Below are 16,348 nucleotides of genomic sequence, written 5' to 3' on the forward strand. Positions count from 1 at the left end.
CGCGGGGCGCGGACGTACACGTTCCCGTGAGTGACTCCCAATCACATGTTCGTCGGCCGTGGCCTTGGGAGGACTGGCCACCCGGGCAGTTTCGCAATTGCCGGAAACATCCCAGATTGTGAACAGCTTACAGGAGCCTTCCATGACCGACTTCACTCCTCTCACCTCGCTGTCGTCCGCACTCGCGGATGTCGTGGCGCGCATCGCGCCGTCCCTCGTCTCGGTGCATTCGCACCGCTCCCGCTCGACCGGCTTCGTCTGGAAGCCCGGCCTGATCGTGACCGCCGACGAGGCGCTGGCCGACGAGGGCGACGTCCAGATCGTCCTTGCCGACGGCAGCACGACCGCTGCGACGATCGTCGGCCGCGACCACACCACCGATATCGCGCTGCTGCGCGCCGAGACCACCATCGCCCCGGTCAAGCTGGCCACGACGGTCCCTGCCCTCGGCACGCTGTCGGTCGTGGTCGCCACCAATCGCGATGCACAGAGTGCGGCGCTGGGGATAGTGTCGGTCTCCGGCAAGAGCTGGCGCTCCTTGCGCGGCGGCGAGATCGATGCGCGGATCGAGCTCGACGTTCGCCTGCGTCCGAGCCAGGAGGGCGGCCTTGCCCTCGATGCCTCTGGCGCGGCCTTCGGCATGGCCGTGCTCGGACCGCGGCGTGTGCTGGTGATTCCGACGGCAACGATAGAGCGCGTCGCGGCCCAGCTTGAGACGCGCGGCCGCATCGCGCGCGGGTATCTCGGGCTCGGGCTGCAGCCGCTGCGCCTCGACGACGGCATCGGCGCGATGGTGATGAATGTCGACAAGGCCGGTCCGGCGGCCACGGCGGGCATCCGCCAGGGCGACGTGATCGTAGCAGTCAACGACCAAAAACTTTCCGGCGTGCGCGCGCTATTGCGAACACTGGGACCCGCGAGCGTCGGCCAGGTGATCGACGTCGCGATCCGCCGCGGCGGCGAGCCGGCGAGCTTCAAGGTCACGATTGGCGAAAGGCCGGAGGCGTGAGCGAGGACAACGCACCCGAGATCGTGCTGTCCCTGGAGATCGACGATCCCGCGCTGGCGGACCGCCTCGCGACGCTGCTCGGCAGCGTCGCGGGGCTTCGCCTTGCCGCCCCCGGCGAGACCGCCACGGCGACAGTCATTGCGCGCGATCCGCGCGTCATGCCCGTGGACATCGCGCTGACGCAGCGCGAGCTCGACGTGCTGGCGCTGATGGCGGAAGGCGCCTCCAACAAGATGATCGCGCGGCAGCTCAACATCTCCGTGCATACCGTGAAATTCCACGTCGGCTCGCTGCTCGACAAGTTGGATGCCACCGGGCGCACCGATGCGGTGGCGCATGCGGCGCGCCGTGGCGTGATCGAGTTATAGCGCCAGCGGGAAGCTGAGCTGGACTGTCAGCCCCGGCGAATTGTCATGCAGCGCGATCTCGGCGCCGTGGAGGCGAGACACCGCCGCGACCAGGCTCAGGCCCAGGCCGTTGCCCGGCGTGTAGCGGCTCTGCTCGAGCCGGTAGAAGCGTTTGAACACGTGATCGTGCTGGCCGGCGGTAATGCCGGGGCCATCGTCGGCGATGGCGATCATCGCGCCGTTGCCGGCATTGCGGCAGGTCACGGTCACCTGTCCGCCCGGGCGGCCATGCTTGATCGCGTTGTCGACGAGATTGGCGATGGCATCGAACAGCAGGTCACGATCGCCGGTGATTGCGACCTCGCGATCACCGCTGAGGCTCAGGCGCGTCGCAACCTGTTCGGCGGCAGCGTCGTAGAGCTCGACGACCTCGCCGGCGATCTCGGCAAGGTTGAGCGCGCGAAACGCGCTCCTGCGGGCGCGGGTCTCGATCTCCGAGATCCGCGTGATCGAGGCGAACATGCCGAGCACGGCGTCGAGATCCGCGATGGTGTCGCCGATCAGGCCGGCATCGGCTTCGCTGTTGCGCGGAGCATGATAGGCCTTCTCCAGCCGGCCCCGCATGCGCGTCAGCGGCGTGCGCAGATCGTGGGCGACATTGTCGCTGACCTGCTTGACCTCGCCCATCAGCGTCTCGATGCGATCGAGCATCTGGTTGAGGTTTTCTGCGACGCGGTCCCATTCGTCGTGGCTGCCGCGCAAGGGAATGCGCCGGTCGAGGCCGGACAGCATGATGGCGCGGCTGGTGGCATTGATCTCCTCGATTCGCCCGACCGTGCGCCGCGTCACCAGCACGGCGGCGAGGCCGGCCAGTACCAAGAGCAACACGGCGACCGCGATCATCGCGAGCTCGAGCATCGCAGTGAATCCGCTGTGGTCGCCGACATCGCCGACCCGGCTCCGCACATAGGCGAGCGTGCCGAAATAGACGTAAGCCATGATCGCCGCGACGATCAGGCCGAAGATCGCGATCGCGATCAGCGCCAGGCGGAAGGTCGAGGAACGAAGCGTGTTAGCCAGGAGCACGGAGGCAATATCCGATGCCGCGGATGGTGTGGATCAATGGATAGGCCTGGGCATCGTCGACCTTGCGGCGGACGCGCCCGACATAGACGTCGATGATGTTGGTGGAGGGATCGAAGTGCAGGTCCCAGACATGCTGGAGCAACATCGCGCGCGACACCACGCGGCCCTCGTTGCGGACGAGATATTCGAGCAGCTGGAATTCGCGCGGCAGCAGTGGGATCTTGCGGCCGCGCCTGCTGGCGTTGCGCGCGATCAGGTCGACGGCGAGATCGCCGACGCGCAGAATGGTTTCCTTGGCGATGGTCTCGCTGCGGCGGCCGAGCGCCTCGAGGCGCGCGAGCAGCTCGACGAAGGAGAACGGTTTGACGAGGTAATCGTCGCCGCCGGCGCGCAGGCCGCGCACGCGGTCGTCGACCTCACCGAGCGCGGAGATGATCAGGAAGGGCGAGGCAACGCCATCGTCACGCATCTGCCGCATCACGGTGATGCCGTCGATATCGGGCAGCATGCGGTCGATGGTGATCACGGCATAGTCACGGGCGACGCCGTGGCTGAGGGCTTCACGCCCCGTGGCGGCGAGGTCGACGTCGTAACCGGACGTCGTCAGCTCCTCGACGAGCTGGCCTGCGGTTTCCGGATCGTCCTCGACGACCAGGATACGACGGTGGCCTCCGGTCATGACAAACTCCGCGCGACGATCGCCACCAGACTATCCCGTTCCGGGGCTGAGCGGAACCACCCGGTGGCGATCGCGACAATGGTGCGGGCCAGCGATGCTAGTACCAGTTCTCCCCGCACACATTGACCCATTGCCACCCATAAGGCGTTAAGCTCCTGCGCCAGCAGCCATCGTCGTAATAGTTGGCATAGTAAGGCGCGCCGAAGACGGCGAAACGCCGGAAATGATGGTGGCGGAAGAAGAAGGCGTGACGGCCGATGAACGGCCGACCGTGGAAGCCGGGCCCTGCGAAGCGCGGCCCGATCGCCGCATGCGCGAAGCGCGCACCGCCGAAGGCAGCTCCACCAAAGCGTGGTCCACCGACATGGGCGAAGTGCGCACCGCCGCCCATGCCACCGACATGCATACCGCCGAAGCCGCCCGCGTGCATGCCGCCGCCACCGAAGTGGCCACCACCGCCAAAGCCGCCGCCGTGCATCCCGCCGCCACCACCGAAATGCCCGCCGCCGCCGAAACCGCCTCCGCCACCACCTCGGGCGAGAACGGGCGATGCGAGTGCCAGTACCGCGACGACGGTCGCCGCGGCAAGGCGAGTGAGACGCCTGTTGTTCATCGGAAATCCTCCATGCAGCGCGGCAACATGTGCCGCGCGGGGAGGATCAGATGAGAAGAAGGCGCCCTCTCCTTCAACTTACAAATGCGCCAGATTCTGACGCTGGAGTTAGAAAGGCCGCGCAGCTCTCTCACCGTCATTCCGAGGAGCCCTTGCTTCGCTGCGCTCGCAGTGCCGACGTGGATAGACCTTGCCTTACTCGCCTCTTACGCCCGCTTGCCGCCGTTCTTTTCGGCTGCACGGCGCATCGCCTCCGCGAGTGCGCCGCCGCCGCTGGAAGATTCCTGCTTGCGCGGGGCCGATGACGTCATGCGGTTGGTGTTGCGCGTGTTATCGCGTTGCATGCCGGGCGCGTCCTTCTTGGCGCCGACCTCGTCATCGAGGCGCAGCGTCAATGAGATGCGCTTGCGGGCGACCTCGAAGTCCAGCACCTTGACCTTGACGATGTCGCCGGGCTTCACCACCTCGCGCGGATCCTTGATGAAGGTCTTCGACATCGCCGAGATGTGCACGAGACCGTCCTGGTGCACGCCGATGTCGACGAAGGCGCCGAAGGCGGCGACGTTGGTCACGGTGCCCTCGAGGATCATGCCCTTCTGGAGATGCTTGATCTCCTCGACGCCTTCCTTGAACACAGCCGCCTTGAACGCCGGACGCGGGTCGCGGCCGGGCTTTTCCAGCTCGCGCAGAATGTCGGTGACGGTCGGCAGACCGAAGGTCTCGTCGACGAAATCCTTCGGCTTCAGCGTGCGCACGACCTCGCTGCTGCCGATCAGCGCCTTGATGTCGCTCTTGGTCGCTGCGAGAATCCGGCGCACCACCGGATAGGCTTCCGGATGCACGCCGGAGGCATCGAGCGGATCCTCGCCGCCGAGGATGCGCAGGAAGCCGGCGCACTGCTCGAACGCCTTCGGGCCGAGCCGCGGCACTTCCTTGAGCGCCTTGCGCGACTTGAACGGGCCGTTGGCGTCACGGTGCGCCACGATACTCTGCGCCAGACCAGATCCGACGCCCGACACGCGGGCGAGCAACGGTGCCGAAGCGGTGTTGACGTCGACGCCGACCGCGTTCACGCAGTCTTCGACCACCGCGTCGAGCGATTTGGCGAGCTTGGCCTGGCCGAGATCGTGCTGATACTGGCCGACGCCGATCGCCTTGGGCTCGATCTTGACGAGTTCGGCTAGCGGATCCTGCAGACGACGGGCGATCGAGACCGCGCCGCGCAGGGTGACGTCGAGATCAGGCAATTCCTCCGAGGCGAAAGCCGAGGCCGAATAGACCGACGCGCCGGCCTCCGACACCACGATCTTCGACATCTTCAACTCGGCCAGGCCCTTGACCAGATCGCCCGCGAGCTTGTCCGTTTCGCGCGAGGCGGTGCCGTTGCCGATCGCGATCAGCTCGACGCGGTGCTTTATCGCAAGCTTGCCGAGGATCGCAAGCGACTCGTTCCACTGCCGCTGCGGCTCGTGCGGATAGACCACGGCGGTATCGACCACCTTGCCGGTCGCGTCAGTGACGGCGACCTTGACGCCGGTGCGGTAGCCGGGATCGAGCCCCATGGTGGCGCGGGTGCCGGCGGGCGCGGCCAGCAGGAGGTCGCGCAGGTTCGAGGCGAACACGCGCACGGCCTCGGTCTCGGCCGCATTCCACAATCGCATCCTCAGGTCGATATTGAGATGCACCTGGATCTTGGTGCGCCAGGCCCAGCGCACGGTGTCGATCAACCAGCGGTCGCCGGCGCGCTTCAGGTCGGCGATGCCGAACCGCTTCATGATCTTCAGTTCATAGGCGCCGGGTACGCCCGCTGGCGGCACTTCGGCCTCGGCCTGGATCTGGAGATCGAGGATCTCTTCCTTCTCGCCGCGGAACATCGCGAGAATGCGGTGCGACGGCAGCTTGGTCAGCGGCTCGGAGAATTCAAAATAGTCGGCGAATTTTTCGCCCTCGGTCTTCTTGCCGTCGCGCACCTTCGAGGCCATGCGCGCGTTGGTCCACATCTCCTCGCGGAGCACGCCGATCAAATCGGCGTCTTCGTCAAAACGTTCGACCAGGATGGCGCGGGCGCCATCGAGCGCGGCCACGGCATCCGCGACGCCCTTCTCGGCGTTGATGAAGCCTTCGGCGACGACCTTGGGATCGTTGCCGGGCTCAGCGATAAGCTGGTTGGCGAGCGGCTCGAGGCCGGCCTCCTTGGCGATCTCGGCCTTGGTGCGGCGCTTCGGCTTGAACGGCAAGTAGATGTCTTCCAGGCGCGCCTTGCTGTCGGCGGCAAGAATGGAGGCCTCCAGGGCGGCATCGAGCTTGCCCTGCTCGCGGACTGATTCGAGGATCGCCTTGCGGCGGTCTTCGAGCTCGCGCAGGTAGCCCAGGCGCTCCTCCAGGGTGCGCAATTGCGCGTCGTCGAGCGCACCGGTCGCTTCCTTGCGGTAGCGCGCGATGAAGGGAACCGTGGCGCCGCCGTCAAGCAACGTCACCGTCGCCTCGACCTGCTCCGCCCGTACCCCAAGCTCCTGCGCAATTTTCTGGTTGATATTTGCCACGCGAGATTTCCTCTATATCCAAGCACGCGACGCAAACCGAAATCCGGCTGCGGGACGCCGCTTATGGACCAACCAAGGTTGATTCATCAAGGTGCGGCGCGGAACCGTCGACAGAGGATTTTTTGTCGAACCGATGCGATCTCGCCACAATCGTGGGGATGTCGGCGGATCCGGGGGCACGAGAGTGAGGTTCGGCGCATATTCCCTCCACGTCGTCATTGCGAGTTTAGCACCGGCCGGTGGCCGACCCGCGCTTGATGTAACGGCGTCGAGGTCGGAAGATGGGGAGCTGCCGGCAGCGAGGTCGGCTGCTGTCTGGTGCCGAGAGCCCGATTGCGAGTTTGGACCCGGGATGCCTTGATGACCCCAACTGGAGCCCGGGGCGAGAGCCCCGGAGCCCGCTTCTTAGACTTCCTATCGATGAGGCCCCACGCCGGCAGTGCAAGCGTTGGAGGCGCCAATGGATGTCTTATACGAACGAGTGGCCGGATTGGATGTGCATAAGGCGACGGTCGTTGCCTGTGTGCGGAGAACGACGGCAGGGAAGGTGGAGCGGGAATGCCGCACCTTTGAGACGACGACGGCAGGGTTGCTGGCCTTGCTCGAGTGGCTGAGAGAAAGCAAGTGCACGCATGTCGCCATGGAGGCCACCGGCGTGTATTGGAAGCCGGTCTGGAACATTCTGAGCGATGGCGCTTTCGAGCTCATCCTGGCCAACGCCGCGCATATCAAGAACGTGCCTGGCCGCAAGACCGACATGAACGATGCGATGTGGATCGCCGATCTCGTGGCATGCGGCCTGCTGAAGGCGAGCTTCGTACCCAAGGAACGGCTGCAGGAGCTGCGCTCGCTGATGCGGACCCGCAAACAGCTTACGCGCGAGCAGACGCGGCATGTGCAGAGAATCGACAAGACGCTGGAATCTGCCAACATCAAGCTCGGTTCGGTGATCTGCGAGGTCATGGGTGTCAGCGGCCGACGCATGATCGAGGCGATGATCGCGGGGGTGCGTGACCCGAGCAAGCTGGCAGCGTTGGCTCATGCGCAGATCAAGGCCTCTCCCAAACAGCTTTATGACGCGCTCCATGGTCGGCTGACTGAGCATCATCGTTTTCTCCTGCAATTGCACATCGGGCAATACGATGCCCTGAGTGCGGCCATCGATCAGATCGATCGGCAAGTCGACACCGCGATTGCCAGGCTGGATAAGGAGGCCGCCGACGGCCAGGCCTCCTTTCGCGATCTGATCTCGCTCCTTTGTACGATCCCAGGTGTCAGCACCTTGGCTGGCACATCGATCCTGGCCGAGATTGGCCGCGACATGAGCCGCTTCCCGAGCGCAGGCCATCTCGTCGCCTGGGCTGGGTTGTGTCCGGGACAGAATGAGAGCGCCGGCAAGCGCAAACGCACGCGGCTGCGCAAAGGAGCGCCATGGCTGAAGACCATGCTCGTGCAGTGTGCCTGGGCCGCCAAGCGAAAGAAGGACAGCTTCTACAATGCCCGCTTCAACCGCCTGAGCCGCCGCCGTGGACCACAGAAAGCCATCTGCGCCGTGGCAGCCTCCCTGCTCACCGCCATCTATCATATGTTGAAGGACGGAACCGAGCACCACGACTTAGGCGCCGCGCATTTCGATCATCGCTCAACCGCCGCAAAGGCCAGACGTCTCGTCGCCCAGCTAGCCAAGCTTGGTTATGCCGCTCAGCTCCAGCCACTTCCGGAGGCCGCCTGATCCAGCCTAGTTACTTCTTAGGCCGCCTGATCCAGCCTAGTTACTTCTTAGCGCAGCGATGCAATCCAGACCGTCGCCGCGGAGCGATTCTGGATTGCTTCGTCGCAAGGCTCCTCGCAATGACGGAGCAAGGAGCGATGTCATGGTAACCCAACGCCCTTATCCGAGACAGTGCGCGCCACACCACCAGTGTCGTCCTGGCGAAAGCCAGGACCCATACCGCGTGATCTATCGATTGAGGTCGATATCAGTACCGAACGACGAGTCTTCGCCAAACGCCACCATGCGGTAATGGGGTCCTGGCTTTCAGGACGACGATGGAGATTGCCGCGGCACCTTGACATCCACCCCGCTTCCACGGCTGTTTGACTTGCCGGACCACCGAATTCCCCACGAGGACTATCCATGCGGACAACATCGGTCGGCGTCTTCAAGGTCGCCACCACGGGCCCCGGCGACGTAGCCGGCCTCATGAGCCTGATCGTTACAGGCGCGATCGATCCGGCCTCCATTCTGGCGGTCCTCGGCAAGACCGAGGGCAATGGCGGCGTCAATGATTTCACCCGGGAATATGCGGTCGCGGCGCTGTGCACGGCGCTGGCGCCAAAGCTCGGCCTGACGCCGCACGAGGTCGAGCGGCGCATCGCTTTCGTGATGTCCGGCGGCACCGAGGGCGTGCTCAGCCCGCATATCACGGTGTTCACACGCAAGGACGTCGAGATGTCGCCCATAGGCATCACCGGCAAGCGCCTCAGCATCGGCATGGCGCAGACGCGCGATTTCCTGCCTGAAGAGCTCGGCCGCTCGGCACAGATCAGCGAGACCGCCAGGGCGGTGAAGGCCGCGATGGCGGATGCCGGCATCACTGATCCCACTGATGTCCATTTCGTCCAGATCAAGTGCCCGCTGCTCACCAGCGAGCGCGTCGCGGCGGCCGCCGCGCGCGGCAACAAGACGGCGACGATCAGCGCCTACAGCTCGATGGCCTATTCGCGCGGCGCCTCCGCGCTCGGCGTTGCGGTTGCGCTCGGTGAGATCGCATCCGACGTCCGCGATGACGACGTGCTGCGGCGCTACGATCTGTTCTCGAAGGTCGCTTCAACCTCGTCCGGGATCGACCTGATGCACAACGTCGTCATCGTGCTCGGCAACTCGGAAGGCTCAGCGAGCGAGTTCGAGATCGGGCATGCCGTGATGAGCGACGCGATCGACGCGCCGGCCGTGGCGTCGGCGCTGAGCGGCGTCGGACTTGGCACACAGGCAAAAGCAGGCCGCGAGCTCGTCAACATCTTCGCCAAAGCCGAGGCCTCGCCTGATGGCACCGTGCGCGGCTTCCGCCACACCATGCTGGAAGACACCGACATCAGCTCGACACGCCACGCCCGCGCGGCGGTCGGCGGCCTGATCGCCGGCCTCGCCGGCACCAGCGCGGTCTACGTCTCGGGCGGCGCCGAGCATCAGGGGCCGGCCGGCGGCGGACCGGTTGCGGTGATCGCACGGCTGCTCTAAAGCCCCCGCGACCTCTCCGCCCGGCGCAACCCTGCCCCTCGCGCCGGCTCAGTTGATTCACGCGTGCCCTTGCGAAAAAGGTGGCGCCCGTATCAAAGGGATTTTGACTTCATGACGTTGCCGATGAGCTGGAACGAATGGGCGCAGCACGATGGCGTGGGCCTGGCGGCGCGCGTCCGCAAGGGCGAGTTGACGGCGAAGGAACTGGCACGTCAGGCTGCAGCCGCCGTCGCCAAGGTCAATCCGGCGCTGTCCGGCGTGGTCGAGCTGTTCGATGACGTGATCGCCGATCCCGCCAAGGACGGTGCCAATCTCGCCGGTCCGTTCGCCGGCCTGCCCTTCCTGATGAAGGATCTGGGTCCGACCATGAAGGGCCGGCTCCAGGAAATGGGTTCGCTGCTGATGCGCGGCAATCGCGCCGCGGCCGACACGTTCCTGACCGGAAAATTCCGCCAGGCGGGGCTCAACCTGATCGGACGCACCACGACGCCGGAATTCGGCGTGTGCTCATCGGCCGACAATCCCGCCGTCTATGTCACCCGCAACCCCTGGGATACCGACTATACCACCTGCGGCTCGTCGGCGGGCAGCGCCGCGATGGTCGCGGCCGGCGTGGTGCCGATCGCTCACGCGACCGACGGCGGCGGCTCGATCCGCATTCCCGCCGGCGTCAACGGCAATATCGGGCTGAAGGTCTCGCGCGGCGTATTCTCGCTGGCGCCGCACATGTCTGATCTCACCGGCCTCGTCTCAATCCAGGGCTGCCAGTCGCGCACGGTGCGCGATACTGCCGCTTTCGTCGACCATGCCCGCGGGCCCGCGCCCGGCGAGTTCATGCCGTTCTGGACCACGGCGCAGCCTTACGGCGAGATGATCAAGCGCGATCCGTCAAAGCTGCGCATCGCGCTATCGCACACCTGGGGCGACTACACCGCGACGCCTGAGATCGCAGCCGAGTTGGAGAAGACCGGCCGCTTCCTCGAAGGCCTCGGCCATCACGTCGACTACGCGCTGCCCGAGCTCGATTTCCGCGCCGCGTTCGAGGCGCAGACCACCTGCTACATCTCGAATTTTGCCGTCGTGATCTCCAACATGCTCGCTGCGCGCGGGCTGGAAAAGCCGCCGGAAGATCTGATCGAGCCCATGAACATCCGGATCTGGGAGGCCGGACGTTACACGAGCTTCGCCGAGCGCGCGAAGATGCAGGGCGTGTTCAACACGACATCGCGCGGCTTCGGTGCGTTCTTCGAGCAGTGGGACGTGATCCTGACGCCGATCACCGCGCTGCCGACGCCGAAGGTCGGCACCAAGGAATATCTCACCATCTCTGACAATCCTGATGTGCTCGACTGGTTCGGCAATCTCTGGCGCTTCTTCGCCTTCACACCGCTCGCCAATCTCTGCGGCATGCCGGCGATCTCGATGCCGATGGCCGCGCAAGAGCACGACCTGCCGCTCGGCATTCAGGCCATCGCCAAGCAGGCCAATGACGGCCTGCTGCTGCAACTCGCCGCCCAGATCGAGCGTGCGCTCGAGGGCAAGTGGAACGGCGGCAGGAAGCCGAAGGTGCATGTGAGCTGAGGTTCGGCGATCGCATCGAGATGCGATCGCGTTCCATGAGCGTCAGTTCTTCACCGCCGGGATCGCTTCGTCCGGCTGCTGCTGTCCCAGCTTGAGCATCGCGAGCGCCTTGTCGAGTGCTTCGCGCAAGGCCAGCGCCGCGGCCGGGCTGCAGCGCAGATGCGCGGTCTGGACCACGTCGACCCTGACGGCCGCGCCGACCGGCATCAGCAGGTTCGCGGCGAGCTCGATCTGGATCGCACCGTTGTGATGGCCGAAGCAGGATGCGCCGTCGAAATAGATGATCGGCGCCCGCTCGGAACTCGAGCTGGAAATGGTGACGGGCCCCTGGCTGGTAGCGGGTGTTTCGGGATCGGCCATGGGCACTCCTTGTGGCTAGTCGACAAGCGAAGCGCCCACCATCGTTGCTTCGGCCGGCTCTGTCGAGGCCAAACCGGCCTTGCAAGGCGTTCGTGCGGCGATACATGCGGGGTTTTGCGCGGCGCGCGGCGCTGGTCTAGAACGTCACCATGTCCAATTCATCGACCACGCTTCCCTTCGAGGAACTCGCCGAGGCCATCAAGGGCCGCCGTTCCGATTACGGCCATATCAGCGGACTCCAGCTCGACCGGTCCGCACCGGGCGAGGCCTGGTCGAGCCTGCCCTACCGCCCCGTCTTCGTCGGCGACACCGAGACCGGCGTGCTGCATGGCGGCGTCGTCACCGCGATGCTGGACGAGAGCTGCGGCATGGCGGTTCAGCTTGCGCTCGACGGCACCAGCGCGATCGCAACGCTCGATTTGCGCATCGACTACCAGAAGCCGGCCACGCCCGGCCTCGCCATCAAGGCGCATTCGGTCTGCTACCGCACCACCCGCTCGATCGCCTTCGTGCGCTCCACGGCCTACCAGGAATCCGAGGACGATCCGGTGGCAACCGCCACCGCCTGCTTCATGATCGGCGCCAACCGCACCAACATGCTTGCAGACTGCAGAATGGATTCGCGCAGCATTCCGACGCTGGAGGCGCCGGAGGATCCGAACGGCCCGTTCGCCAACAGCCCGTTCGCACGCTGTCTCGGCATTCGCATCAACGACGACGGCACGCTGACGATGCCGTTCTCGCCAAAAATCATCGGCAACCCGATCCTCCCCGCGATTCACGGCGGCATGACCGGCGCCTTCCTCGAGACCACAGCGATCCTCGGCGTGCGGCGCGAGCTCGGGATCGCGACGCTACCGAAGCCGATCGGGCTGACGATCAACTATCTGCGCTCCGGCCGGGCGCTGGACACGATTGCCAACGTCTCGATCGTGAAACAGGGCCGGCGTATCGTCGCCTTCGAGGCGCGGGCCTGGCAGGACGATCCGGACAAGCCGATCGCCTCCGCTTTCGGCCATTTGATGCTGCGGCCGACGCCCGGAAACAACGAGGAATAGGCGTATTTTGCTTGACGGAACGGGCTTGACGTCGAAGGCTTGGGACTCAACGATAGCGCGTTCCCCACGAGAGGTTTTGGGTTGCGGCATCCGATCGACATCATCGCCATGTTTGCAGCGCTTTGGCTGCTGGCGTCGATGGTGCTTGACGCGCTGACGCCGAAGGAGCTGACGGCGGTCATGATCGCCATCGCGATCGGGCCCGCCGTGATCATCACCGCCGTGTTCTACTATCTGCGCTGCCCGCGGACAGATTTCGCGGTGATTTTTGCAGCACTCTGGCTGATCTCGGACATCGCCATCGCTTTCATCTCGCCGAAGGAACTGCCGCACTTCCTGATCGCGCTCGGCTTCGTCCCGGCCGCGCTGATCGGCATCGTGCTGCACTGGCAGCGCTTCCAGCGCCGCCATGAGCGGTTGCCGGTGCCGTCGGCGAAGCGTGGCTAGCGCGGCAGCAGATTCGTTTTCGCGAGATCCACAACTTCGTCGCCGCGGCCGTTCATCACCGCGCGCAGAATCCACAGGCTAAAACCCTTGACCTGTTCGGCCGTGATGGTCGGCGGCATCGACAACTCCTGCTTCGCAGTGACGACGTCGAGCAGCGCGGGGCCATTGTGGGCCAGCATCTCCTTCATCGCGCCCGGAAGCTCGCCGGGATCCTCGACGCGCTTGGCAAAGATGCCCATTGCACGCGCCATCGCGGCGAAGTCGGGATTCTCCAGATCGACATTGGTGTCGACGAAGCCCGCCGCCTTCATCTCCAGCGCGACGAAGCCAAGCACGCCGTTGTTGAAGATGACCACCTTTACCGGCAGCTTCATCTGCGTCAGCGTGATCAGGTCGCCCATCAGCATGGTGAAGCCGCCGTCGCCCGAGAGCGAGATCACCTGACGGCCCGGCTGCGAGGCCTGCGCGCCGATCGCCTGCGGCATGGCGTTGGCCATCGAGCCGTGCACGAACGAGCCGATCAGCCGGCGGCGGCCGTTCATATTGAGATAGCGCGCAGCCCACACTGTCGGCGTGCCGACATCGGCGGTGAAGACGGCATCGTCGGAGGCATGATCGCTGATGACTTTTGCAAGGTATTGCGGATGGATCGGCTTAGCTCCCGGCGTACCCTTGGCCAGCGAATCCAGCCCCTCACGCGCCTTCTTGTAGTGCGCGACGGCATCGTCGAGATGCTTGCGCTGCGACTTGGTCTTGAGCAGCGGCAGCAGCGCCTCGATCGTCTGCTTGACGTCGCCGACGAGGCCGAGATCGATCCTGCACCGCCGTCCCAGATTTTCCGGGCGAATGTCGATCTGCGCAATCTTCGCATCATCAGGGAAGAACTGCTTGTAGGGAAAATCCGTGCCGAGCATCACCAGCGCGTCGCAGGCATGCATGGCGGCATAGCCCGAGGAGAAGCCGATGAAGCCGGTCATGCCGACGTCGTAAGGGTTGTTGTACTCGACATGCTCCTTGCCGCCGAGCGCATGCACGATCGGGCTCTTCAAGGCTTCGGCGAGCTGCATCAGCGGGGCATGCGCGCCGGCGCAGCCGCGGCCGCAGAACAGCGTGATACGCTCGGCGCTGTTGAGGAGATCCGCGAGCGCCTTCAGCTCGTCGGCCTGCGGCACGACCTTGGGCGCTGCGAGCGCGAGCCCGCGATGCGTCGACAGCGCACGCTTCGGCGGCGCGCGGAAGGCAACGTCGCCGGGCATGGCGATAACCGCGACGCCGCGCAAACCGACAGCCGCGCGGATCGCGTTCTCCAGCACGAAAGGCAACTGGCTCGGATCCGAGATCAGCTCGCAATAATGACTGCATTCGCGGAAGAGATTCTGCGGATGGGTCTCCTGGAAATAGCCGCCGCCGATCTCGGCCGACGGGATCTGCGCCGCGATCGCCAGCACCGGCACGCGGCTGCGATGCGCGTCGAACAGGCCGTTGATCAGATGCAGATTGCCCGGGCCGCAGGAGCCGGCGCAGACCGCGAGGCTTCCCGTCATCTCGGCTTCGCCGGCGGCCGCGAAGGCCGCGACCTCCTCGTGGCGGACGTGCACCCATTCGATGGTGCCGCGGCGGCGCAGCGCCTCGGTGAGACCGTTGAGGCTGTCGCCGACAATGCCATAGATGCGCTTGACGCCGGCCTGTTCGAGCGTTGCCACGAACAGATCGGCTATGTTGTTGATCGCCATGTCGGTCTCCTGATCTCGCTGACGCAGCAAGATAGGACAACGCACGACCGTGACAACATCACGGCTTGTTTATTGCCGCTTCAGTCTTTCGCAATCGCCCGATCATAGGCAGCGATCGTCACCTTTGCGCGATCAGCAACATCCGCCGCCGTCATGCCGGGCTTGTAGAGGCTGGAGCCGAGCCCGAACGCGGTGACGCCGCCCTTGATGTATTCCGCAAAATTCTGGTCGGAGACACCGCCGACCGCGGCGATCATCACGCCGGCGGGGAGCACCGCGCGAATTGCGGCAATGCCGGATGCACCAAGCACGCCCGCCGGAAAGAACTTTAAGCCCGATGCGCCGGAGCGCGCCGCGAGCAGCGCCTCGGTCGGCGTGAATACGCCGGGCAGCGTGATCATGCCGTGCTGGTGTGCACGCGCGAGCACCTGCGTATCGACATTCGGCGAGACCATCAGCGTGCCGCCGACGTCGTTGAGACGATCGACATCTGCGGTGGCCAGCACCGTGCCGGCGCCGATCAGCACGCCGGCGGGTGCCTGCTTCACCGCAAGCCCGATCGAGCGGAACGGGTCCGGCGAGTTCAGCGGGATCTCGATCGCGGTCATGCCGGCCTCGATTAGCACGCCGACGATGGCCTCGGTCTCCTCGGGCTTGACGCCGCGCAGGATTGCCACCAGGGGCCGCTTCATCGGCGGAAAGGGAACGCTCATCTCAAGAATCCTTTTTACTTCGTCCAGATCGCCGCAGCGGCCATCGACAGGCCGCGGCGCACCGCTTCATCGGCATCGATCGGATTCACGGTCACGGACAGCGCGTCGAAGGCGAGCCGGTAGAGCATCGCCAGCCGCCCCGAAGCGATCAGCGTGATGCCGGCTTTTGGCACGCTGCCGGAAAGGCCCGCCGCGAGCTCGACACCGATCAACGTGCCCGACAGTGTCTCACGCGCCGCGGCCGGCGTGCCGCCGAACAGCAGCTGCCGCGACCGTGCACCGAACAGGAGGTTTGCAGCAAAGGCCGGCGCCTCGTAGCCGGCTTTCACCGCCGCCTTGAAGCTCGCGATATCCTCGGCGTCGTCGGCGCCGGCAACCGCGAGCGCCAGGATCGTCTCGCGCGACACGACGCTGAAGAGCTCACCGGTCATGAACGTCGAAAACTGCGCGACCGTGCCGTCCTGCACCCGCACCCATTTCGAGTGGGTGCCGGGCATGCAGACCAGCGCCTCGCCGGCCGCATCGAGGCCGAGTGCGCCGAGCAATTGCGTCTCCTCGCCGCGCATCACGTCCGGCGCGTTTGTATCGCGCTGCGCGATGCCAGGCAGGATGCGAATGTCGCGCGCCTCGCCCGCCACGCGCGCGGCCTGCTTGAGGATGGCCGGCAGCGGCGCCGGCGTGTCGACATATCCAGCCTCGACCCAGCCGGTCTTGGCGCCAGCCATGCCGCAGACGAGAACGGGCACATGTTCGGGCGCCCTGACCGCGGCGAGGTGCGATTGCAACACGCCGGGGAAGCCGGTCTTGGCGGCCGCCATCATGCCCTCATCACTGCGGCGCTCGGCCAGCACGTGGCCAGTGCGATCGACCAGCCAGAGCCGAAAGCTGCTGGTGCCCCAGTCCACCGCGACAAAAGCGGGTTCGGCCATTTCGAATCG

At 65.5% G+C, this 16,348-nt stretch carries 15 protein-coding genes; 7 read left to right on the top strand and 8 right to left on the bottom strand.

Annotated elements, in window-relative coordinates; genetic code table 11:
* The first annotated feature begins 142 nt into the window (after nucleotides 1–142).
* On the top strand, nucleotides 143–1,009 hold the full coding sequence (locus tag JJC00_RS32920; protein WP_200469928.1) for a S1C family serine protease: 867 nt from the start codon (nucleotides 143–145) through the stop codon (nucleotides 1,007–1,009).
* The gene (locus JJC00_RS32925; RefSeq protein WP_200469929.1) at nucleotides 1,006–1,377 is read left to right on the top strand and encodes a response regulator transcription factor; all 372 of its coding nucleotides are present in this window, start codon (nucleotides 1,006–1,008) and stop codon (nucleotides 1,375–1,377) included. Before JJC00_RS32920 ends, JJC00_RS32925 begins: the two co-directional genes overlap by 4 nt.
* Here the strand turns inward: JJC00_RS32925 and JJC00_RS32930 are convergent.
* The 4 genes from JJC00_RS32930 to JJC00_RS32945 all read right to left on the bottom strand — a co-directional run bounded on the left by JJC00_RS32930 (nucleotide 1,372) and on the right by JJC00_RS32945 (nucleotide 6,277).
* Nucleotides 1,372–2,442, bottom strand: a complete 1,071-nt coding sequence (locus JJC00_RS32930; protein WP_200469930.1) for a sensor histidine kinase — start codon at nucleotides 2,440–2,442, stop codon at nucleotides 1,372–1,374. The two genes, JJC00_RS32925 and JJC00_RS32930, sit on opposite strands and share 6 nt — an antisense overlap.
* Complete coding sequence (locus JJC00_RS32935; RefSeq protein WP_200469931.1) at nucleotides 2,429–3,121, bottom strand: response regulator transcription factor; 693 nt, start codon at nucleotides 3,119–3,121, stop codon at nucleotides 2,429–2,431. Before JJC00_RS32935 ends, JJC00_RS32930 begins: the two co-directional genes overlap by 14 nt.
* A gap of 97 nt (nucleotides 3,122–3,218) precedes the next feature.
* Nucleotides 3,219–3,734 carry a hypothetical protein gene (locus JJC00_RS38450; RefSeq protein WP_246774005.1) on the bottom strand — a complete coding sequence of 172 codons (516 nt, stop codon included), beginning with the start codon at nucleotides 3,732–3,734 and terminating at the stop codon, nucleotides 3,219–3,221.
* 206 nt (nucleotides 3,735–3,940) lie between these two features.
* Nucleotides 3,941–6,277, bottom strand: a complete 2,337-nt coding sequence (locus tag JJC00_RS32945) for a Tex family protein (RefSeq protein WP_200469933.1) — start codon at nucleotides 6,275–6,277, stop codon at nucleotides 3,941–3,943.
* Between the two features lie 460 nt (nucleotides 6,278–6,737).
* Between JJC00_RS32945 and JJC00_RS32950 the strand changes: the two genes are divergently transcribed.
* The 3 genes from JJC00_RS32950 (at nucleotide 6,738) to JJC00_RS32960 (ending at nucleotide 11,099) form a co-directional block, all read left to right on the top strand.
* Nucleotides 6,738–8,009, top strand: coding sequence for an IS110 family transposase (locus JJC00_RS32950; RefSeq protein WP_200469934.1), 1,272 nt, complete (start codon nucleotides 6,738–6,740; stop codon nucleotides 8,007–8,009).
* A 405-nt stretch (nucleotides 8,010–8,414) separates the two neighbouring features.
* The gene (locus JJC00_RS32955; protein WP_200469935.1) at nucleotides 8,415–9,518 is read left to right on the top strand and encodes a ring-opening amidohydrolase; all 1,104 of its coding nucleotides are present in this window, start codon (nucleotides 8,415–8,417) and stop codon (nucleotides 9,516–9,518) included.
* A gap of 111 nt (nucleotides 9,519–9,629) precedes the next feature.
* Nucleotides 9,630–11,099, top strand: coding sequence for an amidase (locus JJC00_RS32960; RefSeq protein ID WP_200469936.1), 1,470 nt, complete (start codon nucleotides 9,630–9,632; stop codon nucleotides 11,097–11,099).
* 42 nt (nucleotides 11,100–11,141) lie between these two features.
* Here JJC00_RS32960 and JJC00_RS32965 read toward each other — a convergent pair whose 3' ends face one another.
* Nucleotides 11,142–11,459, bottom strand: a complete 318-nt coding sequence (locus JJC00_RS32965) for a hypothetical protein (RefSeq protein ID WP_200469937.1) — start codon at nucleotides 11,457–11,459, stop codon at nucleotides 11,142–11,144.
* Nucleotides 11,460–11,608: 149 nt separating this feature from the next.
* Here JJC00_RS32965 and JJC00_RS32970 point away from each other — a divergent pair, with 149 nt between their 5' ends.
* Nucleotides 11,609–12,517 carry a PaaI family thioesterase gene (locus tag JJC00_RS32970; protein ID WP_200469938.1) on the top strand — a complete coding sequence of 303 codons (909 nt, stop codon included), beginning with the start codon at nucleotides 11,609–11,611 and terminating at the stop codon, nucleotides 12,515–12,517.
* Nucleotides 12,518–12,598: 81 nt separating this feature from the next.
* Nucleotides 12,599–12,964, top strand: coding sequence for a hypothetical protein (locus JJC00_RS32975; RefSeq protein ID WP_200469939.1), 366 nt, complete (start codon nucleotides 12,599–12,601; stop codon nucleotides 12,962–12,964).
* On the opposite strand, the gene poxB is transcribed toward JJC00_RS32975, so the two are convergent.
* The 3 genes from poxB to JJC00_RS32990 all read right to left on the bottom strand — a co-directional run bounded on the left by poxB (nucleotide 12,961) and on the right by JJC00_RS32990 (nucleotide 16,339).
* Nucleotides 12,961–14,697, bottom strand: a complete 1,737-nt coding sequence (gene poxB / locus JJC00_RS32980) for a ubiquinone-dependent pyruvate dehydrogenase (RefSeq protein ID WP_200469940.1) — start codon at nucleotides 14,695–14,697, stop codon at nucleotides 12,961–12,963. The genes JJC00_RS32975 and poxB overlap by 4 nt on opposite strands.
* Before the next feature lie 80 nt (nucleotides 14,698–14,777).
* Nucleotides 14,778–15,410: a 2-dehydro-3-deoxy-6-phosphogalactonate aldolase gene (locus tag JJC00_RS32985; protein WP_200469941.1), complete on the bottom strand. Its 633-nt coding sequence runs from the start codon at nucleotides 15,408–15,410 to the stop codon at nucleotides 14,778–14,780.
* Nucleotides 15,411–15,424: 14 nt separating this feature from the next.
* On the bottom strand, nucleotides 15,425–16,339 hold the full coding sequence (locus JJC00_RS32990) for a 2-dehydro-3-deoxygalactonokinase (protein ID WP_200469942.1): 915 nt from the start codon (nucleotides 16,337–16,339) through the stop codon (nucleotides 15,425–15,427).
* Between the last annotated feature and the right edge of the window lie 9 nt (nucleotides 16,340–16,348).

Source organism: Bradyrhizobium diazoefficiens (genome assembly GCF_016616885.1).
Classification (GTDB): Bacteria; Pseudomonadota; Alphaproteobacteria; order Rhizobiales; family Xanthobacteraceae; genus Bradyrhizobium; species Bradyrhizobium diazoefficiens_F.

What these genes read in the sequence shown, in the direction of transcription:
- JJC00_RS32920 (WP_200469928.1), top strand. Translation starts at nt 143, where the DNA reads ATGACCGACTTCACTCCTCTCACCTCGCTGTCGTCCGCACTCGCGGAT.
- JJC00_RS32935 (WP_200469931.1), bottom strand. Translation starts at nt 3,121, where the DNA reads ATGACCGGAGGCCACCGTCGTATCCTGGTCGTCGAGGACGATCCGGAA.
- JJC00_RS38450 (WP_246774005.1), bottom strand. Translation starts at nt 3,734, where the DNA reads ATGAACAACAGGCGTCTCACTCGCCTTGCCGCGGCGACCGTCGTCGCG.
- JJC00_RS32950 (WP_200469934.1), top strand. Translation starts at nt 6,738, where the DNA reads ATGGATGTCTTATACGAACGAGTGGCCGGATTGGATGTGCATAAGGCG.
- JJC00_RS32955 (WP_200469935.1), top strand. Translation starts at nt 8,415, where the DNA reads ATGCGGACAACATCGGTCGGCGTCTTCAAGGTCGCCACCACGGGCCCC.
- JJC00_RS32960 (WP_200469936.1), top strand. Translation starts at nt 9,630, where the DNA reads ATGACGTTGCCGATGAGCTGGAACGAATGGGCGCAGCACGATGGCGTG.
- JJC00_RS32965 (WP_200469937.1), bottom strand. Translation starts at nt 11,459, where the DNA reads ATGGCCGATCCCGAAACACCCGCTACCAGCCAGGGGCCCGTCACCATT.
- JJC00_RS32970 (WP_200469938.1), top strand. Translation starts at nt 11,609, where the DNA reads ATGTCCAATTCATCGACCACGCTTCCCTTCGAGGAACTCGCCGAGGCC.
- poxB (WP_200469940.1), bottom strand. Translation starts at nt 14,697, where the DNA reads ATGGCGATCAACAACATAGCCGATCTGTTCGTGGCAACGCTCGAACAG.
- JJC00_RS32985 (WP_200469941.1), bottom strand. Translation starts at nt 15,410, where the DNA reads ATGAGCGTTCCCTTTCCGCCGATGAAGCGGCCCCTGGTGGCAATCCTG.
- JJC00_RS32990 (WP_200469942.1), bottom strand. Translation starts at nt 16,339, where the DNA reads ATGGCCGAACCCGCTTTTGTCGCGGTGGACTGGGGCACCAGCAGCTTT.